Here is a 22,180-nt window from a genome sequence, read left to right as displayed (position 1 = left end):
GGGTTCCTTACCTAGGAGTTGGAAGTGGTGGCGAGCCTGGGGTGGGCCAGCGCAGTGAGTTGGGGGATGCCGACGCCGGCGAGCGCCTGCACTTCATCCGCACCGACGGCGCCGCACTGGACGCCGCGCAGCACGAACGCGGCCAGCGCACGGGCCGTGGCAGGCTCGTCCATCACGCCGCCTTCAGTCTGCTCCACGTAGTTCCGCAGGCGGGCTGCGGCCGCGGGAAGGCCTTGCCGGTAAAAGGCGTAGGTGGCGGCAAACCTGCTGGGCAGCTGGGCCGGGTGCAGGTCCCAGCCCTGGTAGTAGCCGCGTTCCAGCGACCGCCGGACCAGCCGGCCGTGCAGCTGCCAGGCGTTTTCGACGTTGTCGCCCACCGGAATGGTGTTGGTGGACCCGTCCGAAAGCCGGATGCCCGTGCCGGCAACTGCCAGCTGCATGACCTCTTTGGCGAAGTCCGCCACCGGGTGCTCCATGGACTGGTACTCCGCGGAAATCTGCAGCGACGCCGAGTAGTCGTAGGTGCCGTAGTGCAGGCCGCTGATCCGGCCCGGGACGGCGTGCGGCAGCTGCGCCACGGGGGAGGTGCCCTCCGGTCCGAGGATCAGCTGCGGTGTTTCCACCTGGACTTCGAACCGCAGCCGTCCGGCGGGCAGCCCGTGGATATCCTCCAGCCGGGACACGGCGTAGTCCATGGCCTGGACCTGCGCCACGGTGGTGACTTTGGGCAGGGTCAGGACCAGCCCGTCCGGCAGTTCTCCGGCGGTAGCCAGGCCGGAGACGAACAGGTCCAGGGTGCGCAGTCCGCGGGCCCGGGTGGGGGCCTCGAAGCATTTGAAGCGGATGCCGATGAAGGGCGGCGCAGAGCCGGCCGCGACGCTGGCGGCCACCGCGGAGGCCGCGGCAACGGCGGCCGCGTCCTCGGCGTCGTCGCCCCTGTCCCCGAAGCCGTCCTCGAAGTCGAGGCGCAGGTCCTCAATGGGCTCACTCGCCAGCTTGGCTTGAACCCGTGGGGCAACAGCTTCCGCGAGGGCGGCGTCTTGGCCCAGCAGCGTGCCGAGCTTCACCAGGCCGCCGTGCGCTTCAGCAGTATTCAGCGCCTCGGCGCCCCACTCAGCAGCGATCGACGCCGTAAAACGGTCCGCGGGCACGTACACGGTATGGACGGGCTGGCGTGTGCCGTCGTCGCCCGGGTAGTTCCGCTCCAGCAGCCGGTCCGTCGAAGTCAGTTGCCCGTCGATGTGTGCCAGGTCACCCGCCGACAGCGAGGTCCGGGGTGTTGCCGCCATGCCTCAGCCCACCAGTTCGTAGGCCGGGGTGGTGAGAAAATCGGTGTAGTCGTCCGAAAGGCAGATATCCCCGATCAGCCCGCTGGCCGGCTGGTAGTAGCGGCGGAACGCTTCGTCGCCCACCTCGGTGCGGAGCCGTTCCGTCTCCTCGCCCAGGATCCGCTCCACGAGCTCCTTGGTCACGGTGTTGCCGGTATCAGCCAGGACGGACTTGTTGCGGATCTGCTGCCACACCTGCGAGCGGGAGATTTCCGCCGTGGCCGCATCCTCCATCAGGTTGTGGATGGCGACGGCACCGTTCCCGGACAACCACACGGCGGTGTATGCGACGGCCACGTAGAGGTTCAGCCGGAGGCCCGACTCGGTGACCTGGCCGTCGGCGGAGGCCACGTCCAGCAGCTGCTCCGCCGTAACGGAAACCTCGGGGCGCTGCTTGTCCAGCTGGTTCGGTTTGTCGCCGAGGACGGCGTCGAAGACTTCCCGGCAGGTGGGAACCAGGTCCGGGTGCGCAACCCAGGAGCCGTCAAAGCCGTCGTTCGCCTCGCGGGTCTTGTCCGCGCGGACCTTGGCGAAGGCCGCCTCGGTAACCTCCGGGTGGCGGCGGTTGGGGATGACGGCCGCCATGCCGCCCATCGCGAAGGCGCCGCGCTTGTGGCAGGTCTTCACGAGCAGTTCGGTGTAGGCGCGCATGAACGGGGCGGTCATGGCAACCGAAGCGCGGTCCGGCAGTACAAACTCCTCGCCGGCGTCGCGGAAGTACTTGATGATGCTGAACAGGTAATCCCAGCGGCCGGCGTTCAGCCCGGAGGCGTGGTCGCGCAGTTCGTACAGGATCTCATCCATCTCAAATGCGGCCGGGATGGTTTCGATCAGCACGGTGGCGCGGATGGTGCCCTGGTTAAGCCCCAGGTAGTCCTGCGCGAAGACAAAGACATCGTTCCACAGCCTGGCCTCGAGATGGCTCTCCATCTTGGGCAGGTAGTAGTACGGTCCCTGTCCGTTGAGGACCAGCTGCTTGGCCACGTGGAAGAAGTGCAGGCCGAAGTCCACCAGCGCGCCGACGGCGGGTTCGCCGTTGATGAGCAGGTGCTTTTCCGGCATGTGCCAGCCGCGGGGCCGGGCCACCACGACGGCGAGCGGCGCGTCGGTGCGGAGCCTGTACTCCTTGCCCTCGGCCGACGTGTGGCTGAGGGTGCCCTGGGCGGCGTCGCGGAGGTTCAGGATGGCGTCGATGACGTTGGCCCAGGTGGGTGTGCTGGCATCTTCAAGGTCCGCGAGCCACACCTTGGCGCCGGAGTTCAAGGCGTTGATGGCCATCTTTGCCGGCGAGGCGGGCCCGGTCATCTCAACCCGGCGGTCCTGCAGCGCCGCGGGCGCGGGCGCAACCTTCCAGTCGCCGTCGCGCACGTCCTGGGTTTCCGGCAGGAAGTCCAGCTTGCCGGTCTCGGCTACGCGCTGCCGCTTGACGCCGCGGGCTGCCAGGAGTTCGTTGCGGGTGCCGGCAAAACGGGTGTGCAGCTCCTCCAGGAATGCCAGCGCCTTGGGGGTGAGGATCTCCTCCGCGCGCTCGATGGGCCGGGGGTCTGTGACAGTGATGGCCATTTCTGGTCCTTTCCTTGTACTGAAGTCAGGCAGTGAATCAGGCGCTGGCCAGGGCGGCTTCGAGGTCCTTGGCTGCAGCAGCCGCTGATGCCGCGTTGGCGGCGTGGGCGGCGGCAGCAACGGCTGAGGCAACATCGGCGGCGACATGGGGATCGAAGACGCTGGGGATAATGTAGCTGGCATTGAGCTCGTCGTCAGCTACCCGGTTGGCAATCGCCTCCGCGGCGGCCACCAGCATCTCCGGAGTGATGTCCGATGCGCCGGCGTCGAGCAGGCCCCGGAAGAAGCCGGGGAAGGCAAGCACGTTGTTGATCTGGTTGGGGAAGTCGCTCCGGCCGGTGGCCACCACTGCGGCGTGCCGGGAAGCGATCACGGGATCGATCTCCGGCGTGGGGTTGGCCATGGCGAACACGATGGCGTTCTCTGCCATGGCGGCAACCTGCTCTTCGCCGATCACGTGCGGGGCGCTGACGCCGATGAAGATGTCCGCACCCACGAGGGCCTCGTGCAGGGTGCCGGCGAAGCCTTCTTCGTTGGTGTTCGCGGCAATCCAGCTGCGGTGTTCGTCGTTGTACTTCTCGCCGGAGTGGATGGCGCCGGAGCGGCCGGCGGCGATGATGTGCCGCGCGCCCTGGGCCTTCAGGAGCTGGATGATGGCCGAGCCCGCGGCCCCGACTCCGGAAACCACAATCCGAACCTCATCGAGCTTCTTGCCAACAACCCGGAGCGCGTTGACCAGGGCGGCGAGCGTGACGATGGCGGTGCCGTGCTGGTCGTCATGGAAGACCGGGATGTCCAGTTCCTCGCGGAGCCGGTTTTCGATCTCGAAGCAGCGCGGGGCTGCAATGTCTTCCAAGTTGATGCCGCCATACACGGGAGCCATGGCCTTGGCAATCATGATGATCTCTTCGGTGTCCTGGGTGTCGAGGCAGACGGGCCAGGCGTCCACGTTGGCGAACTGCTTGAACAGTGCGGCTTTGCCTTCCATCACGGGCAGGGCGGCGGCCGGGCCGATGTTGCCCAGGCCCAGGACGGCGGATCCGTCGGTGAGGACGGCGATGGTGTTCCGCTTCACGGTCAGGTTGCGGGCCGCTGCGGGGTCCTCGGCGATGGCAAGGCAAACGCGTGCGACGCCGGGAGTGTAGGCGCGGGAGAGGTCGTCGCGGTTGCGCAGGGCTACCTTGGGGACGACTTCGAGCTTGCCGCCCAGATGCATCAGGAAGGTGCGGTCCGAGACGTGCTGGACAGTCACGCCGTCGAGCGCGTTGAGGGCGTCTTTGACCCTGCCGGCGTGCTCGTCATCGGTGGTGTTGCAGGTGACATCGACAACCAGGGTCTCGTGGTGGGACTCGCTGACGTCCAGGGCGGTGATGGCTGCGCCCGCGGCGCCGACGGCCGCGGCGAGCTCGCTGGTGGCGCTGAAGCTTGACGGTGCTTCCACGCGCAGGGTGATCGAATTTCCGGGGCTGGGGTTCGCCATTGAATGTCCTCCTGTTAGGCCCGGGACGGGCTTCTGCTCGAATCCGAATGTTTTCGTATTATGGATATTATTATCTACTTTGTGGAATTACAACCCCGTCTTGCCGTTCATCGCGTCTACCGGGCCCGTGCTGTATCTTGAGAGCATTAGGGCAATTCTTTTCACGATGCGGATAAGACTTGTCGGAATCCGAGTCCACAGGAGACTGGTACATGGCTGAGAAAGCCGCAGGTGGCGTCCAATCCGTTGAGCGCGTCTTCGAACTGCTGGAACTGATCACTGACGCCGGCGGCGATGTCACCCTCAGCGAGTTGTCCTCGTCCACGGACCTACCGCTGCCCACAATCCACCGCCTGCTGCGCACCCTGGTGTCGCTGGGCTACATCCGCCAGCTGCCCAACCGGCGCTACGCCCTGGGTCCGCGGCTCATCCGCCTGGGCGAAGGAGCCAACAAACAGCTTGGTGCGGTAGCCCGCCCACAGCTGAAAACGCTGGTGGACCGGCTGGGGGAGACCTCCAACATGGCCGTGCTCGACTCGGACATGGTGATTTACGTGGCGCAGGTGCCCTCGCTGCACTCGATGCGCATGTTCACGGAGGTGGGCCGGCGTGCCCATACCCACGCCACCGGCGTCGGCAAAGCCATCCTGGCGCAGCTGGACGACGACACCGTCCGCGGCATCGTCACCCGCGCCGGGATGCCCACCCCAACGGCGAAGAGCCTCGGCGACGTTGATGACCTCCTGGCCGACCTGAAGCTCATCCGGGAACGGGGCTACTCCATTGACGAGGAGGAGCAGGAACTGGGCGTCCGTTGCTTCGCCATGGCCGTGCCCAACGCTCCCACCCCCACCGCAATTTCCGTTTCGGGTCCGGTGTCCCGGGTGGACGAGCACTTCGCCGACAAGGCCGTACCGGTCCTCCGCGAAGCTGCCGAGGCCATCTCCCTGGAACTCAACCGCAACTGATCCAAACCCTGGAGTTTTGTCCAGATATGCAGGCTTTTAGGCACTTCAAACCTGCATCCGGACAAAAACTCCTAGGATGACGCCGACGGCGGCCTGCTTCTTCCGGAAGCGGGCCGCCGTCGGCGTTCCATGGTGTTAGTGCTCTGACGCCTTTTCGGACGACTGGACGGGGACTTCCTTGCCGTCGCAGTCGATGAGCTTGCCGCCTTCGAAGCGGTCGCCGTCGGCAAGGCATTTCAGGTCCTCTTCCCGGACCACGCGTTCGGTGCCGGCAACAAACACCGACTGGTTCTCCGAGTTGCCCGCCTTGAGGTGGTTGAACAGCAGGTTCAGCAGGATCGCCATTACGGCAGCCGAGCTGATGCCGGAGTGGAAGATGGTGCCGAACCAGGACGGGAACTGGTCGTAGAAGCTCGGAGCGGCGATGGGGATCATGCCGAATCCGATGGACGCCGCCACGATGATCAGGTTCATGTTGTTCTTGTACTCGACCTTGGAGAGGGTGCGGATGCCGCTCGCAGCCACCGTTCCAAAGAGCACGACGCCGGCGCCGCCCAGCACGGGGGTGGGCACCGCTGCGACCACCCGGCCCAGGACGGGCAGCAGGCCGAGGATCACCAGGATCAGGCCGCCGGCGCTGACCACGAAGCGGCTCTTGACGCCGGTGATGGCCACCAAACCAACGTTCTGGGCAAAAGCGCTCTGGGTGAAGGAGTTGAACAGCGGGGAGATGGCGCTGGAGAGCATGTCCGCACGCAGGCCGTCGCCGATCCGCTTGGAGTCCACCTTGGTGCCCACGATCTCGCCCACCGCGATGATGTCCGCCGAGGTTTCGGTCAAGGTCACCAGGATGACGATGAGCATGGAGATGATGGCGGCGATCTCGAACACAGGCGGACCGAAGGCGAACGGGGTGGGGAAGGCGACGATCTCGCCCTGGCCCACCTTGGAGAAGTCCGCCATACCGAAGGCGAAGGCGATCGCGGTGCCCAGGACCATCGCAAGCAGGATGGACAGCCGGGAGATCGCGGCGCTGCCCACCTTGCTCAGGAGCAGGACGATGGCCATGGTGGCTGCCGCGAGGCCGATGTTGGCCATGCTGCCGTAGTTCTCGGCAGTCCGGTTGCCGCCCATGGCCCAGTTGGCCGCCACGGGCATCAGGGTAAGTCCAATGGTGGTGATGACCGTTCCGGTGACCACGGGCGGGAAGAACCGGATGATCTTGGAGAAGAGGGGAGTGATCAGCAAGCCGATCAGCGACGCCGCGATGACGGACCCGAAGACAGCCTGGATTCCGCCTCCGCCATGGACGATGGCAACCATGGTTGAAACACCCGCGAACGAGACGCCCTGGACCAGTGGCAGCTGCGAGCCGAAGAACCGGACGCCGATGGTCTGCAGGATGGTGGCCAGGCCGCCCACGAAGAGGCAGGCGGCAATCAGCAGGCCGATGTCCTGCGAGGACATTCCGGCGGCGGCGCCGATGATCAGGGGCGGGGCAATGATGCCGCCATACATCGTGAGGACGTGCTGGAAGCCGTAGGCAAAAGTGCTTGCGATGGGAAGCCGCTGGTCCTCCGGACGGGCCGGCTGCTTGCTTTTACCGGCGGCCGCAGCGGCCAGTTTCTTTCTGGTGTTCATGGCAGACTTTCTTGGTTCATGGCAGACGACATTGTCTGGCTAACGGGGTCTGGCTAACGGGTGTTGCGGAAAGACGTGGATGAAAGCCCGGAGTTTTTGTCCACGTATGCGGACTTGAAGTGCGCTGAGGTCGTCGTATCTGGACAAAAACTCCGGGCCTGGAGTTGTGGGTGGTGCGGTTTAGCAGAAGCCGGCGATGCCGGACCAGGCGATGCCCGCCGGCGTGGCGTCGTCGCGCTGGACGGTGGCCTCGATCAGGCCGTAGGGGCGGTCGGCGGCGTAGAAGACCTCGTTGGGGTTGTCGAGGCCGAAGGGTGAGAGGTCCACGAGGAAGTGGTGCTTGTTGGGCATGGAGAACTTGATCTCGTCGATCTCGCTATGGGCTTCCAGTACCTTGGTGCCCATGTCGAACAGGGTTTGCTGCAGGGCGTGGGAGTACTTCTCGGTGAAGCCTTCAAGCAAAAGACCCTTGACGTCCTCGTAGCTCTTGTTGAAGTCCAGGGCGCTGAAGTCGGTTCCGGTCTTGAAGCGCCAGCGCGCGGAGACGTCGGTGGCCAGGATGCGATCCGTGGTCTCCTGAAGGGTGGTGTACCTGTCCTTCGGGTAGCCCACGAAGCCTGACTGGGTGGACTTCAGGACGGTCAGGTCCTTCAGTCCGGAGATGAGGTGGGTAGTGGCGCCGTCGCGGACCAGTACCGCGGTACGCACTTCCTGGCCGTTGCGCACGAAGGAGTGGTCATGCTCCGTACCGTGGGCCTGGATCCGGTCCCAGCTGTAGGACTCGGCTTCCCAGCGGCCGCCGGTCACCCATTCAAAGCTGGAAGTGAAGTGCTCAGCCAGCCGCAGCAGGAATGCCTCCGGGGAGCCGACGCCGTCACGGGCGAAGGCATAAATGGTGTTTTTCTGGGTGTCGGTGGCTACCACGTGGGCGTTGTCGCCTTCGAGGTGCGCGGCCGCAAAATCCCCCCGCAGCTGCGAGGTGACGTTGAGGTCTTCGATTTCGTGGCGGTCGCTGTCGCGGGTGATCTTGACGACCCGGACCTCGGCCTTTCCGTACTGGTTTTCGCCGAGGATGATCTTGCTGCTCATGGTCTGTTCCCAACTTCCGGTTAGGTGGAACCTAGGTTCCATCACTGAAATTTAGCGCGCGTTTCAAGCGCGTTTCCGGTGGAGCCGACCCAACAAAAAAGAGCCGGCATCCATTGATGCCAGCTCATTACGACCCTGCCTGCTGCTCCCAGGTTACGTGACATACACCACGAATTGAAACCAGCGTAGCTCAGCAAACCGGTGGTGTACATCACAAACCGAAAATTCAATTTGTGACCGGGGAGGGCGGGAACCGTTGACGAAGCAGCGGGAGGCCGCCTAAGCTATTCCACATAGCAAAAGTTATTTTCCATTTTGCGGAAGTACTTAAACCCCTCGGAGGAGGATCAGATGTACCAGCAGGACACGACGCCGGTTGCACCGGCACAAACGGCGGCACCCTCAGTCCAGGAGTTCTACCTCCCCCTTGGCGGCGGAACCGATCCGGACTTCTACTTGCCGGCCGACCGGGACCATGTCCCCGGGCGCTTTTCGCGCTGGGTCCACGCGCTGCCGGGCTTCGGTAAGCGCCCCTAGCGAAGCCGGCTGCAGCAAGCGCACTGGCATAAAGCACCAGGCCTGGCGGTACAGCTTCCGGTACCGCCAGGCCTTTGCGCGTCTTGGGACTCTTTCCCGCCTAGCCGTTCACCAGCCGCCGCGCGGCCGCGGAGTGCTCGGCGATGAGCCCGGCAACATCCAGACCGGGGATCTGCCCGTCCACCACGCGCCACTGCCCGCCCACCATCACCCGGTCGGCGCGGTCGGCAGCACACAGCAGCAGCGCGGCGACAGGGTCATGGCTGCCCGAAAAGCGCAGGTCGTCCAACCGGAACAGCGCCAGGTCTGCCTGCATCCCCGGAGCAAGCTGGCCCAGCCCCGGACGCCCAAGAACGGCCGCCGAGCCCCGCGTGGTCCAGCCGAGCGCCCTTTCCACAGGGACGTCTGCCCCGTAGCGCAGCCTTTGGAGGTACAACGCCTGCCGCGCTTCCAGGATCATGTTCGAGGCATCGTTCGACGCCGAGCCGTCCACTCCCAGCCCCACCGGCACCCCGGCGTCCTCCAGTTCCAGGACGCGTGCGGTCCCTGACGCGAGACGCATGTTTGAGGTGGGGCAATGCGCGACGGCGGTGCCCGCGGCTCCCAGCCTGGCAATTTCCGCGTCGCTGAAATGGATGCCGTGGCCCAGCCACGTGCGCTCCGTCAGCCAGCCCACGCTGTCCAGGTAGTCAACGGTCCGCAGCCCAAACATCTCCCGGCAGAAGTCCTCCTCGTCCAGGGTCTCGGCCAAGTGGGTGTGCAGCCGCACGTCCAGCCGCTCGGCGAGCGCGGCGCTTTCGGCCATGATGTCCTTGGTCACCGAGAAGGGCGAGCACGGCGCAAGGGCAATCTGGATGACAGCGTCCTCACCGCGCTCGTGGTACCTGGCCACCAGGCGTTCGCTGTCGGCCAGCACCACCTCCGGTGCCTGGACGGTGGATTGGGGCGGCAGGCCGCCGTCGTCCGTTCCGAGCGTCATTGATCCGCGCGTCAGGGTGGCCCGCATTCCCAGACGGCGCACCGCTTCAACCTGGATGTCGATGGCGTGCTCCAGCCCGCCCGGGAAGAGGTAGTGGTGATCGGCTGCCGTGGTGCAGCCCGAGAGCAGGAGTTCGGCGAGTGCCACGGTGGTGGCGAGCTCAAGGTCCCGGGGCGTGAGCCGGGCCCAGACCGGATACAGGTTCTGCAGCCAGGGGAACAACGGGGCGTTCGCCACCGGACCCCAGGCGCGGGTGAGGGTCTGGTAGAAGTGGTGATGTGTGTTGATCAGGCCCGGCAGCAGCACGTGGCTTCCGGCGTCGAAGAGCTCCGTGCATGGTTCCGCCGGACGCTGCCCCGTAGCGAGTACTTCCACGATGGTTCCGCCACTGACCACCACTCCGCCCGAGGCGTCCAGGTGGTTTGCGGTGAAGGCGGCCTGCGGATTCCGGATCCAGAGGCGGGATGCGGCGGCAGGAGCGGGAGGAGGGGTCATGGAGTGTCCTTGTCTGAGCGCAGGTGCGGTATTTCCAGCTCAGTGAGGCCCTGTCTGCTGATCCAGGTGCCGGCGGCTGCGGGCAGCGGCGGTGCCATCAGAGTAGGGAACAAGCCTGACCTGCGTCAACGTCCCCGCAATGTGACCGGCCGCGGCCAGTCCAGTGAAGAACACGTAACCTGGATTTCACATTGCGGAATAAAGTTTTCAGAAAACTATGGCGCGGGCCACAATCCGGTGCTAATCTCGATTTTGCCAAAGGCGGGCACCCGGACTTCGGGAAGCTATCTACCAGGCGCAACTTAACCTTCACAGCACATGCTGAAGCCTGGTAACCGTCGCACCTGGTTCTACTGGTCCTGCAAGCGGCAACAGGCTTCCCGGCAATAAGGAAGTCGCATCATGAGTACCACCGTCACGGCCGAGGAATTTTTGGCCAGATCCATCCGGCTGGCAACGGCCAACGTCCTGAACAGCGGCGGCCCCTTCGGCGCCATGATCGTCACCGCGGACGGCAAAACGTTCGACGGCGTCAACCGCGTCACTGCGGACAACGATCCCACGGCCCACGCCGAAGTCACTGCAATCCGCACCGCCTGCCGCGAACTCGGCACCTTCGACCTCAGCGGCGCCGTCCTCTACACCAGCTGCGAGCCATGCCCCATGTGCCTGGCTTCCGCACTCTGGGCCCGCGTCGAGCGGGTGGTCTTCGCTGCGGACCGGCACGACGCCGCCTCCGTCGGCTTCGATGACGCCGTCTTCTACGAATACTTCGACAACCAGGACAGGGATTCCCTGATGCCGGTATCCAAGCTGGAGCTGGGCGATCCCCAGGCCCCGGCCCCGCTGGAGCCGTTCAACACCTGGAACACGCTTGAATCCAGGATCGACTACTAGGCCCGGCGGCTCACCATGACCATCCTGGATTCCTCCCACGAGGAGCATTCGGCTCCAACCCCCCGCACCCCCCAGCCGGCATCAGGCACCCCCAGGCCGCCGGCGTCGAACGCCATCCTTGACCGGTTCTTCCACATCACCCAGCGCGGTTCCACGCTGGCCCGTGAATTCCGCGGCGGCCTGGTCACCTTCTTCACCATGGCGTACATCGTTATCCTCAACCCCCTGATCCTGGGCGGTTTCAGCGCAGGCAACGCCCCCACCGATGTCGCCGGGGGCTGGCTCTCCGCCGCACAGGTGGGAGCAGTCACCGGACTCACCGCCGGCGTCATGACCATCCTCTTCGGCCTCGTCGCCAACCTGCCGTTCGGCCTCGCAGCCGGGCTGGGCATCAACTCCTTCCTGGCCGTCTCGGTCATCCAGGAAGTCACCTGGGCCGAAGCCATGGGCCTGGTGGTGATCAACGGCATCCTGATCGTGCTGTTCGGCATCACCGGAGCCCGGACCGCCATCTTCCGGGCCGTCCCCAAGGAGCTGAAGGCCGCCATCACGGTGGGCATCGGCCTGTTCATTGCCTTCATCGGTTTTGTGGATTCCGGCTTCGTCAAGGCCACTGCGGGCGGACCGCCCGTCCAGCTGGGCAACGGCGGCTCCATCACCTCCGTCCCCACACTTGTGTTCATCGTCGGACTCCTGGCCATGGGCATCCTCGTGGCGCGCAAGGTCCAGGGCGGACTGCTGATCGGCATCGTGGCCACCACCTTCCTGGCCGCCGTCGTCGAAGCAGTGATGAAAATCGGCCCGGCCAGCGAAACCAACCCCGGCGGCTGGCACTTGAACACCCCCGTACTGTCCGGCCAACTGGTGTCCGCCCCGGACCTGGGCCTGGTGGGGCAGTTCGACCTGTTCGGCGCCTTCAGCCGGATCGGCGGACTGGCTGCGACCATGCTGGTGTTCACCCTCGTGTTCACCAACTTCTTCGATGCCATGGGCACCATGACCGGCCTGGCCAAAAGCGCCGGGGTGGCCCACAAGGACGGCACCTTCCCCCGGCTGAAGTCGGCCTTCATTGTCGAAGGCATCGGCGCCGTCGCCGGCGGAGCAACCTCGGGGTCTTCCAACACCGTCTACATCGACTCCGCGGCCGGCATCGGCGAAGGTGCCCGTACAGGCCTGGCGTCCGTGGTGACCGGTGTGCTGTTCCTGGGTTCGATGTTCCTCACGCCGCTCACCAGCGTGGTGCCGCTTGAGGTGGCAGCCGCTGCCCTGGTGGTGGTGGGCGCGATGATGATGGCGCAGATCCGCGAGATCAAGTTCAGCAAGTTCTCCGTGGCGCTGCCCGCGTTCCTGACCATCGTGACCATGCCGCTGAGCTACTCCATCGCCAACGGCATCGGCGTGGGCTTCATCAGCTGGGCCATCATCGGCGCGGCTTCCGGGAAAGCGAAGAAGATCCATCCCCTGATGTGGGTGGTCAGTGCCGGGTTCCTGGTGTACTTCGCCCGCGGGCCCATCAACCTGCTGCTGGGCGCCTGACCGCAGTTTTATCCGCACCTGCTCCGCTTTTGGGCATCCGCACCTGTGACCCTGGGTGCGGATGCCCGAAACGGCAGCAATATCCCGTGAAGCCGGACCAATGCTTGGTCCGGCTGGCATTAGGAACGACAATATGGACACCACCGCAACGTGGAAAAAGGAGCGCCGCCATGCTTGACTTGATTCCTTCACTTCACGGCTGGGCCCCGGCCATCATCGGACAGCGGTTCGCGGTGGCCACCATCGTGCGGGCCAGCGGCTCCGTTCCCCGGCCCGTCGGCAGCTCCATGCTGGTGTCCGACGCCGGCGCCGTCCTGGGCAGCCTCTCCGGCGGCTGCGTCGAGGGGGCAGTCGTGGCGGCGGCCCTGGAATCAATGGACGACGGCGCCACCCGGCTCGAGACTTTCGGCTACAGCGCCGCCGATGCCTTCGCCGTCGGGCTCACCTGCGGGGGAGAACTGGACGTGCACATCGAACCGGCAAACGGGAACCCCGGCGGTCGGCTGGCGGAGGCATTGCTGCAGCTGGCGGCTTTTGGACCGGGGGAACCGGTGGCGCTGGTCCGGAGGTTGGACGCCGGCGGCGGCGCCGTCGTTCTTTCCCAACCGGCCGCTGCAGATGTGTCCCGCCATCCGGAGCTGCGCGCGCTGCTGGACCTTTCGGGAGACCCCGGGGCCGGCCGTGCCCGCAGCCTGCAGCTCGATTCCTTCCTGCGCAGCGGCACCACCGGTGTGCTGCAACTGGCCGGGCCGGGCCTGTGCACCGGCGCAGCCACCCTGCTGGTCGAGTCCCGGCTTGCACCGCCGCGCATGCTGGTGTTCGGAGCCAACGACTTCAGTGCCGCGCTGCTGCCCGCCGCCAAACCGCTCGGCTACCACGTCACCCTGGTGGATGCCCGGCCGGCCTTTGCCTCCCAATCGCGGTTCCAGGCAGCGGACGAGGTAGTCACCGCCTGGCCCCACCATTACCTCGCAGCAGAAGCTGCGGCAGGACGGGTCGACGCCCGGACGGTAATCTGCGTTCTCACCCACGACCCCAAGTTCGACGTGCCCCTGCTGGAGACCGCGCTCGCCCGGGACGTCGCCTTCATCGGCGCCCTCGGTTCCCGGCGCAGCCACGTCCAACGCGTAAGCGCCCTGCTGGACACCGGCGTCCGCCCCGAACGGATCGCCCAGCTCCACTCACCGCTCGGCCTGGATCTCGGCGCCGTCACACCGGCCGAAGTGGCGGTTTCCGTCCTGGCCGAGGTCATCGCCGCCCGGCATCCGGCAGCTTCCCATCAGCCGTTGCGGGAAACTTCCGGCCCCATCCACCAGGAGCGCGCCGGGAAGCCCGCGCCCACCCACTCGTTGCAGCAGGAGATCGCATGGACATGAACACCATCGAGGCGGTGGTCCCCACCACCGACCCCTCGGAATGGCGCGACGGCGACGCCTGGCTGGCCGGAGGCACAGTCCTCTTCTCCTACGGCAGCTTCGCGTTCGGCGCCCAGCCGTTGAGGCGGCTCCTGGACCTCGGCAACGCCGGCTGGACTCCCGTCACCGTCAGCGATGACGGGATAGAGCTCGCCGCCACCTGTACTGTCGCGGATCTCTACAGCCTTCCCGGCTCTGCTGCAGCAGCAGGCCGAAGCTGGCCGGCCCTGGACCTGGTCCGGCCGTGCTGCGACTCCTTTGTTGCCTCCTACAAGGTGTGGAACATGTCCACCGTGGGCGGCAACCTGTGCACCTCGCTGCCCGCAGGCCCCGTCATTTCGCTGTGCGCCGGGCTGGACGGCAGCGCCACCATCCTCAGCCCCGGCGGCAGCAGCCGCAGCGTCCCGGTGACGGAATTCGTCACAGGTGACGCAGAGAACTGCCTGGCACCGGGCGAGCTGCTGCGCAGCGTCCACCTCCCGGCGTCGGCCCTTGCGTCCCGGGTGGCGTTCCGCCGCCTGTCGCTGAGCAACCTCGGCAGGTCCGGGGTGCTGTTGATTGGAAGCCTCGACGGCGGAACCCGGCTGGTGCTCACCATCACCGCCGCCACCAAACGGCCCGTGCAGCTGCGCTTCGACGGGCTTCCCGACGCCGACGTGCTGGCCGCCGCGATTTCCGCAGCGATTCCCGACGACCTTTACCACGACGACATCCACGGCCTGCCGGTCTGGCGCCGGGACATGACATACCGCATGGCCGAGGAAATCCGCGCCGAACTCGCTGCCCCGGAAGGGGCGCCCGGCCTCCGGGTTTCCGGCGACTTCTGGCCGCCGAAAGACGGACTTTACGCACAGCAGGAAGGGGCCTGAGCATGGCCATCGAGATCAACGGAGCCGCGGCGGACGCGTCACCCCGCCCCGGGCAGTGCCTGCGCACCTTCCTGCGGGAGCAGGGCAGCCTGGGCGTCAAGAAGGGTTGCGACGGCGGCGACTGCGGTGCCTGCACGGTGCATGTGGACGGCACTCCCGTGCACAGCTGCATTTACCCTGCCGTCCGCGCCGAGGGACACGCGGTGACAACCATCGAAGGACTGGCTTCAACTGCCGGCGCCGGAGCGGACCTGCACCCCGTGCAGCAGCAGTTCATGGAGCGGCAGGGCTTCCAGTGCGGGTTCTGCACGGCGGGCATGGTGATGACGGCGGCGACCTTCGACGACGAACAGAAGGAAAACCTGCCCCGCAACCTCAAAGGCAACCTCTGCCGCTGCACCGGATACCGTGCCATCTCCGACGCCGTCTGCGGGCACGCAGGGCACCCCGACCCGAAGGGACAGGGGTCCGGGATCGCCGGGAAAGGCCAGCCGGATCCCGAACCGGGGCAGCTGGGCGACGACGTCCCGGCACCCGCCAGCCGGGCAGTGGTCACCGGCGCCGCCCGCTACACCTTGGACGTCCCGGCAGACCAGCTGCAAGGCCTGCTTCACCTCAAGCTCCTGCGCTCGCCGCATGCCCATGCGCGCGTGCTGTCCATCAACACCGATGCTGCACTTAAGGTCCCCGGCGTGGTGGCCGTCTTGACCCACCGGGACGCCCCGGAACAGTTGTTCTCCACCGCGCAGCATGAACTCTTTACGGATGATCCAGATGACACCCGCGTGCTGGATGACGTGGTGAGGTTCCGGGGCCAGCGGGTTGCCGCGGTGGTGGCTGAAACGGTGGCTGGCGCAGAAGCCGGGGTGCGGGCACTTGAGGTGGAGTACGAGGAACTGCCCGCCGTCTTCTCGCCGCAGGAAGCGCTGTTGCCCGGAGCGCCGCTGGTGCACGGCGACAAGGACGGGACGGCGTCGCGGATCTCCCGGCCGGACCGGAACGTGGTGGCCGAACTCCATTCGGAGCTCGGAAGCGTGGCCGAAGGCTTTGCGGCAGCGGACTTTATCCACGAGCAGACCTACCGTACCCAGCGCGTCCAGCACGTTGCCCTGGAAACGCACGCAGCCATCGCAGCCGTTGACGAAGAGGGGCGCCTGCAGGTCCGCACATCCAGCCAGGTTCCCTTCCTGGTCCGCCGCACGCTGTGCCGGGTTTTCGGGCTCCCGGAGGAGCAGGTCCACGTAGTGGCCGGCCGCGTCGGCGGCGGCTTTGGCGGCAAGCAGGAAGTACTCACCGAGGACATCGTGGTGCTCGCGGCCCTGAAACTGGGCCGGCCTGTCCAGCTCGAATTGACCAGGACGGAACAGTTCACCGCCACCACCACCCGGCATCCGTTCACCATCAACCTCAAGGCCGGCGCCAGCGTCAACGGAAAACTCACCGCCCTGGAACTCGATGTGCTGACCAACACCGGCGCCTACGGCAACCACGGCCCCGGCGTGATGTTCCACGGCTGCGGCGAATCCTTGAGCGTCTACAACTGTGACAACAAAAAAGTGGACGCCCACGCGATGTACACCAACACGGTGCCGGCCGGGGCGTTCCGCGGCTACGGCCTCAGCCAGATGATCTTTGCGATCGAGTCCGCCATGGACGAGCTTGCCGCCGGCATCGGTATGGACCCGTTCGAGTTCCGCCGCCGGAATATGGTGCGCGAGGGCGACCGGATGCTGTCCACCCAGCCGGAACCCGAGGAGGACGTCCACTACGGCAGCTACGGGCTGGATCAGTGCCTGAGCCTGGTCCGCGATGCACTGGCCCGCGGCAGAGAACGGTACCGGGCCGCCGGGCTGGACGAACTCGGCCCCGACTGGCTCACCGGGGAGGGAACCGCCCTCTCCATGATCGACACCGTGCCGCCCCGCGGACACTTTGCCCACTCCCGCCTCCGGCTCCTGCCCGACGGGACGTACCAGGCCGACGTCGGTACTGCCGAGTTCGGCAACGGCACCACCACCGTCCACTCCCAACTGGCCGCCACGGCGCTGTCAACGAACGCCACGCGGGTTGTGCTCCGGCAGTCCGATACCGACCTGATCGAACACGATACCGGTGCCTTCGGTTCCGCGGGCACCGTGGTGGCGGGCAAGGCGACCCTCGCCGCAGCCGAGGAACTGGCAGTCCGCATCCGCGCCTTTGCGGCAGGCATCCACCAGACCCAGGCCTCAGCCTGCGTCCTGGACGGCGACACTGTAGTCATCGACGGAACTCCCGTGGCACTGACGGAACTGGCGCAGGCGGCTGCGGATGCCGGCGTCGAACTTGCAGCGGAAGGACGCTGGGGCGGGACGCCGAGGTCCGTGGCGTTCAACGTGCACGGCTTCCGCGTGGCGGTAAACCGGGGCACCGGCGAGCTGAAGATCCTGCAGAGCGTGCAGGCCGCGGACGCCGGTGTGGTGGTGAATCCGCGCCAGTGCCGCGGCCAGATCGAAGGCGGAATAGCCCAGGCCATCGGCGCTGCGCTGTATGAGGAGGTGGTAATTGACGACGCCGGCCGGGTCACCACCGACATCCTGCGGCAGTACCACATCCCTACTTTCGCGGACGTGCCCCGCAGCGAGGTGTACTTCGCGGACACCAACGACAAGATGGGGCCGCTAGGCGCGAAGTCCATGAGCGAAAGCCCCTTCAACCCCGTGGCCCCAGCCTTGGCGAATGCAATCAGGAACGCCACCGGTGTGCGCTTCGCCCAGCTGCCCATCGCGCGGGACAAGATCTACCTGGGACTCAAGGAGGCGGGGCTGGTGCCGAACCTGGAGCATCTCCTGTCCTAGGACGACGCGGGGTCACATAATGCCCCATTAGGCGCGCTCAGCAGGCCTAAAGTAACCCCGCGTTGCATCGTTGCATATAGTCATGGGATGGAACATCGGATTTTAGGCAAGACCGGACGGAACGTGTCCATCGTTGGGCTGGGCACCTGGCAGCTCGGCGCGGACTGGGGCAACGTTGACCCGGCACAGGCGCAGGCCATCCTGGCAGCGTCCGTGGAGGCGGGCGTGAACTTCTTCGACACCGCGGACGTATACGGCGACGGCAAGAGCGAGCAGGCCATCGGGAAGTTCCTCGCGGACAACCCCGGCCTGGAGATCACGGTGGCCACCAAGATGGGCCGCCGCGTGGACCAGCAGCCGGAGAACTACACCCTGGCCAACTTCCGCCAGTGGGTGGACCGCTCCCGGAAGAACCTGGGCACAGACTCCCTGGACCTGGTCCAGCTGCACTGCCCGCCCACTCCGGTGTACAGCAACGCAGAGGTCTATGACGCCCTGGACACCCTGGTGTCAGAGGGTGCCATCCGCAACTACGGCGTTAGTGTCGAACGCACCGACGAGGCGCTGGAAGCGATCAGCCGCCCGGGCACCGCTTCTGTTCAGATCATCCTCAACGCCTTCCGCCTCAAGCCACTGGACGAGGTCCTTCCCGCGGCAAAGGCAGCAAATGTGGGGATCATCGCCCGCGTGCCTCTCGCCTCGGGGCTGCTCTCCGGCAAGTACTCCAAGGAAACCACGTTCGCCGAGAACGACCACCGGAACTACAACCGCAACGGCGACTCTTTCGACGTCGGCGAAACGTTCTCGGGCGTGGACTATGACCTGGGGCTGAAGGCCGTCAAGGAGTTCGAACAGCTGGTCCCGGCCGGCGCCAGCACGGCTCAGGCCGCGATCGCCTGGATTGCGGCGCAGGACGGCGTCACCAGCGTGATCCCCGGCGCACGCAACGTGGAGCAGGCCACGGCGAATGCCGCCGCGGCAGGTCTCGCGGTTGATGAAGACTTCGACGCCGGCGTCCGCTGGATCTACGACCACTACTTCCGCGAAGCCATCCACCCGCGCTGGTAAGGCGCAGGCCAGGTTCGCCGCCACACGTGACAGGCAGGTGAATGACAGCTTCTTCCGTTGGCACCTTCGTGGAGCGGCTATCCGCCGTGCCTTCTGGTCCGGGCCTTAACAACTTCCTCGATCACAGCGAACCGGCCAATGCGCAGCGCCGGAGCAACCTGGAGCTCTACCTGCAGGAAATGCTGGACCGCGCGCCCAAAGTGCTGCTGTTGGGCGAGGCCCCGGGCTTCCGTGGCATGAGGATCACCGGGGTTCCCTTCACCAACCGCACCATGTTCCAGGGCCCGGCCAACAGTTTTGGGCTGTTCGGTCCGGGAAAGGGTTACGTGTTGCCTCCCGATGCGGCGGGAGTGGCAGCTGAGCCCACCGCCACCGTGATGTGGGAGGTCCTGGCGGAACTGGATTTCCTTCCCCTGCTGTGGAGCGCATGCCCCTGGCACACCCATGTGCCCGGGAAGCCGCAGTCCAACCGCACGCCGAGGACAACTGAAGCCCGGCTTGGAACTGAGTTCCGGCAGACGCTGGTGGAGCTCTTCGGCATCGAAACCGTAGTGGCCGTGGGCAACGTGGCCCATCGCAGCCTGCTTGCCACCGGCATGGACATGCCGAAAGTCCGGCATCCGTCGCATGGCGGGAGGTCCGGCTTCAAGAAGGGACTGGAGGAGTTACTGGCCCTCGACCACGGCGGCTACGAATTCTAGAATTGCTGTGCTGGGACTTTGGCGCCGGGTAAACCCCTGGCCGGGGGCGGCGTCCCCGCGGTCCGTCCCTGTTCGAGCGGATCCGCGGCGGGTGCCATGCAGTCCAGGACACGTTTTTTCCCCGCATTCATCACGGCAACCGCGCTGGTTCTCGCCGCGGTGCTGCCCGCGTGCACGGGTCCCGGTCCGTCGCCGTCATCTACTGCGCCGGCGGCCACTGAACCCCTTGACGTCGCCATGCGGTCCGTCCTCGACCAGGGCGCCACTGCTGTCATTGCGCAAGTCCGGTGGCCTGGCGGGGAATGGTCAAAGGCCTATGGCGTCCGTGATTTGGAGTCCAAACACCCCGCACAACCAGGGGACAGGGTGTCCATAGCCAGCGTCACCAAAACAATGACCGCGGTGTCGGTCATGAAACTCGTGGAGGATGGCCTGATCGGGCTTGATGACCCTGTCAACGGCATACTGGAAAGCTTCACCACAGTGCTGAAGCCCCCGGGTCCCATCACGGTTCGTCAGCTCCTTGGTCACACGTCCGGGATGCCCCCATACCAGGAGGCAATTTTCAGGACCGTCGACGATATCCTTCCCGCGGCGGAACAGAAGCTGAGCCTGCAGCGGGGCCTTGAACTCACCGGCACGCTGCCGTGGGAGTACGTTGGGAATTTCCGTTATTCAGACTCAAACTACCTGGCTGTTGGCCAGCTTCTGGAGAAGCTGCGAGGCAAGCCTTATGGTGAGGTGCTCCGCGACGACCTCATCAAACCGCTTGGATTGACCCACACCACTGTCGACGATCCGCTCAATGGGGCTCCCGACATGATCCAGGGCTACATCACGATCAGGGGTCAGCGTGTGGGCGGCGGACCGACTCCGGACCAGCTCGGTTCGCCGGCCCATGGCGTGGTGTCCACGATGCCGGATGTAAATAACTTCCTTGCAGCACTTTTCCGGGGCCAGTTGGTGTCGCACAGTTCGCTGGAGGAGATGAAGAAGACCAGCCGTGTGCCCTCCATTGGGTTAGGCCTATGGAAGTGGCCGCAGGACTGCACCGGGGCTCACAGGTACGGCGGCAGGGGCGGGTACTTGAACTACCGCACCATTGCAACGAGTAGCGCTGACGGCCGGTATCAGGCAACAATTACCATGATGCCCGCGCCCCTGCCATCACCCCTGGAGGACCCAGAGGCTGACAACAAGCGCGACAGATGGAGCGACCAACTGGAATCGGCCCTGCTGGAGACCCTAAACCGGCTCTGCCAATAGACCACCACGTACTAGGCGGTCTCCCAGCCGAGAAGCCGCAACTGGTCCGATGTGTCGATGTCCTCGCCGGTGGACAGGTCACTGCAGTCCACCTCGTCCACCAGTTCCGGATGCGCCCGCAGGAAGCCCCGTGCCCCGGCGTCGCCCGCCACAGTTTCTGCCACAGCCCGGCGAAGGCCGGCGTCGATGACCAGCGGATGACCCCGGCGTAACCTGCGGGGCCCGGCAGTGGCTGCCTCGCCGTCGTCGTAGGCGGCCGCTGTGATCCGGCCTGGACGGTGGGCGGCCAGCAGCCGCGCTACCGTCCGCGGCGTCAGGCCTGGCTGGTCCACCAGGGCAACCATCAGATGGTCGCCCGGGTCCGCGCTGGCGTTCCCCAGCAACAACGAACTGCCCATGCCGGAATGCCATTCGTGGTTCACCTCGGTCCGGTAGCGGTCCAGCCCGGCGATGGCTGCGACGTCCGGAGCCCCGGCCCCAAGCACCACCACAACCTCACGGCAGCCGCCGTCGAGCAGCGCGCCGGCGACGGATTCCACGAGGGGCCTGCCCCGGTAGGGGAGCAGGGCCTTTGGACCGAGCCCCAAGCGGGTACCGGCTCCGGCGGCGAGGACAACCCCTGTCGTCCTGATCTGATGCGCGCTACCCATAGCCTCACCCTAAGTGAGTTTTTGTCCAGATATGCAGGGCTCCCGGCTTGGGAAGTCCGCATATCTGGACAAAAACTTGGGGTTGCGTCCCTTAGGCGTCGCCGCCGGCCCCGCCGGTGGTTCCGGCGTTGACGTCCAGGAGCTTGTAGCGGTCCATGGCGTACGACGGCGTGCCCTCCTCAACGTCACCCCTCGCCGCGAGCATCTGCAGTGCCTTTACGACGATGGAGTGGGTGTCGTTCTTGAAGAAGCGGCGGGCTGCGGCGCGGGTGTCGGAGAAGCCGAAGCCGTCGGCGCCGAGGGTGGCGAATTCGTGCGGGAGGAACTGGCGGATCTGGTCCGGGACTGCCTTCATATAGTCCGAGACCGCCACCACCGGGCCCTGCGCATCTGCCAACTGGCGGGCCACAAACGGGACCCGCGCGGATTCGCCGGGGTTCAGGAAGGCTTCCTCTTCGGCGGCGAGGCCGTCGCGGCGCAGTTCGTTCCAGGACGTGACGGACCAGACGTCGGCGGAGACGCCCCAGTCCTCAGCGAGGATCCGCTGGGCCTCAAGTGCCCACGGGACCGATACGCCGGAGGCCAGGATTTGTGCCTTGGGTCCTTCAGTGGCCGACGGCGAGACCCGGTAAATGCCCTTCAACACACCCTCCACATCGAGGTTCTCCGGCTCGCTTGGCTGGGTGATGGGCTCGTTGTACACGGTGAGGTAGTACATGAGGTTCCGGTCTGTTTTGTCTCCTTCGGAGTGCTCCCCGTACATGCGCTCGAGGCCGTCGCGGATGATGTGGCCCATTTCGTAGCCGTAGGCGGGGTCGTAGGTGACCACTGCGGGGTTGGTGGAGGCGAGCAGGGGGGAGTGGC

At 66.0% G+C, this 22,180-nt stretch carries 18 protein-coding genes; 10 read left to right on the top strand and 8 right to left on the bottom strand.

Translation table 11 applies throughout. From position 1 onward, the window contains the following. Positions 1–11: 11 nt before the first annotated feature. From AC5RUQ_RS12810 to AC5RUQ_RS12800, 3 genes are read right to left on the bottom strand one after another with little or no spacing between them, the layout of a single operon-like run. Positions 12–1,289: a DUF6986 family protein gene (locus AC5RUQ_RS12810; RefSeq protein WP_493947722.1), complete on the bottom strand. Its 1,278-nt coding sequence runs from the start codon at positions 1,287–1,289 to the stop codon at positions 12–14. A gap of 3 nt (positions 1,290–1,292) precedes the next feature. Then, positions 1,293–2,891, bottom strand: a complete 1,599-nt coding sequence (gene aceB, locus AC5RUQ_RS12805) for a malate synthase A (protein ID WP_493947721.1) — start codon at positions 2,889–2,891, stop codon at positions 1,293–1,295. Between the two features lie 37 nt (positions 2,892–2,928). Further along, positions 2,929–4,371, bottom strand: a complete 1,443-nt coding sequence (locus tag AC5RUQ_RS12800; protein WP_493947720.1) for an NAD-dependent malic enzyme — start codon at positions 4,369–4,371, stop codon at positions 2,929–2,931. 212 nt (positions 4,372–4,583) lie between these two features. On the opposite strand from AC5RUQ_RS12800, the gene AC5RUQ_RS12795 reads away from it, so the two are divergent. Beyond that, positions 4,584–5,339, top strand: a complete 756-nt coding sequence (locus AC5RUQ_RS12795; RefSeq protein ID WP_493947719.1) for an IclR family transcriptional regulator — start codon at positions 4,584–4,586, stop codon at positions 5,337–5,339. A 135-nt stretch (positions 5,340–5,474) separates the two neighbouring features. On the opposite strand, the gene AC5RUQ_RS12790 is transcribed toward AC5RUQ_RS12795, so the two are convergent. Further along, positions 5,475–6,980 carry a nucleobase:cation symporter-2 family protein gene (locus tag AC5RUQ_RS12790; protein WP_256249879.1) on the bottom strand — a complete coding sequence of 502 codons (1,506 nt, stop codon included), beginning with the start codon at positions 6,978–6,980 and terminating at the stop codon, positions 5,475–5,477. 180 nt (positions 6,981–7,160) lie between these two features. Further along, positions 7,161–8,069: a factor-independent urate hydroxylase gene (gene pucL / locus AC5RUQ_RS12785; protein ID WP_493947718.1), complete on the bottom strand. Its 909-nt coding sequence runs from the start codon at positions 8,067–8,069 to the stop codon at positions 7,161–7,163. Positions 8,070–8,420: 351 nt separating this feature from the next. Between pucL and AC5RUQ_RS12780 the strand changes: the two genes are divergently transcribed. Then, complete coding sequence (locus AC5RUQ_RS12780; RefSeq protein ID WP_163166290.1) at positions 8,421–8,606, top strand: hypothetical protein; 186 nt, start codon at positions 8,421–8,423, stop codon at positions 8,604–8,606. A 100-nt stretch (positions 8,607–8,706) separates the two neighbouring features. Here AC5RUQ_RS12780 and AC5RUQ_RS12775 read toward each other — a convergent pair whose 3' ends face one another. After that, complete coding sequence (locus tag AC5RUQ_RS12775; protein ID WP_493947717.1) at positions 8,707–10,080, bottom strand: 8-oxoguanine deaminase; 1,374 nt, start codon at positions 10,078–10,080, stop codon at positions 8,707–8,709. Positions 10,081–10,482: 402 nt separating this feature from the next. Here AC5RUQ_RS12775 and AC5RUQ_RS12770 point away from each other — a divergent pair, with 402 nt between their 5' ends. The 8 genes from AC5RUQ_RS12770 (at position 10,483) to AC5RUQ_RS12735 (ending at position 20,666) form a co-directional block, all read left to right on the top strand. Beyond that, the gene (locus AC5RUQ_RS12770) at positions 10,483–10,977 is read left to right on the top strand and encodes a nucleoside deaminase (protein WP_163166294.1); all 495 of its coding nucleotides are present in this window, start codon (positions 10,483–10,485) and stop codon (positions 10,975–10,977) included. 15 nt (positions 10,978–10,992) lie between these two features. Beyond that, a complete protein-coding gene (locus AC5RUQ_RS12765; RefSeq protein ID WP_493947716.1) occupies positions 10,993–12,513 on the top strand; it encodes an NCS2 family permease in 1,521 nt (506 codons plus the stop codon). Positions 12,514–12,683: 170 nt separating this feature from the next. Next, entirely contained in the window at positions 12,684–13,889 is a 1,206-nt protein-coding gene (locus AC5RUQ_RS12760) for an XdhC family protein (protein ID WP_493947715.1), read from the top strand. Continuing rightward, on the top strand, positions 13,880–14,797 hold the full coding sequence (locus AC5RUQ_RS12755; protein WP_493947714.1) for an FAD binding domain-containing protein: 918 nt from the start codon (positions 13,880–13,882) through the stop codon (positions 14,795–14,797). The genes AC5RUQ_RS12760 and AC5RUQ_RS12755 overlap by 10 nt, the downstream gene beginning before the upstream one ends. Before the next feature lie 2 nt (positions 14,798–14,799). Then, complete coding sequence (locus tag AC5RUQ_RS12750; protein WP_493947713.1) at positions 14,800–17,631, top strand: molybdopterin-dependent oxidoreductase; 2,832 nt, start codon at positions 14,800–14,802, stop codon at positions 17,629–17,631. A gap of 87 nt (positions 17,632–17,718) precedes the next feature. Further along, positions 17,719–18,699, top strand: coding sequence for an aldo/keto reductase (locus AC5RUQ_RS12745; RefSeq protein WP_493947712.1), 981 nt, complete (start codon positions 17,719–17,721; stop codon positions 18,697–18,699). Positions 18,700–18,740: 41 nt separating this feature from the next. After that, entirely contained in the window at positions 18,741–19,400 is a 660-nt protein-coding gene (locus tag AC5RUQ_RS12740) for a uracil-DNA glycosylase (RefSeq protein ID WP_493947711.1), read from the top strand. A 96-nt stretch (positions 19,401–19,496) separates the two neighbouring features. Continuing rightward, entirely contained in the window at positions 19,497–20,666 is a 1,170-nt protein-coding gene (locus tag AC5RUQ_RS12735) for a serine hydrolase domain-containing protein (protein WP_493947710.1), read from the top strand. An 11-nt stretch (positions 20,667–20,677) separates the two neighbouring features. Here the strand turns inward: AC5RUQ_RS12735 and nboR are convergent, their stop codons facing one another. Further along, a complete protein-coding gene (gene nboR / locus AC5RUQ_RS12730; protein WP_493947709.1) occupies positions 20,678–21,316 on the bottom strand; it encodes a nicotine blue oxidoreductase in 639 nt (212 codons plus the stop codon). 91 nt (positions 21,317–21,407) lie between these two features. Further along, on the bottom strand, positions 21,408–22,180 hold a 773-nt coding region (locus AC5RUQ_RS12725), incomplete at its 5' end, for a transketolase-like TK C-terminal-containing protein (RefSeq protein WP_493947708.1).

The organism is Arthrobacter sp. MDT2-3 (assembly GCF_059090465.1).
The sequence above is the reverse complement of the archived record's forward strand: the minus strand, read 5'-3'. Positions and strand labels throughout refer to the sequence as shown.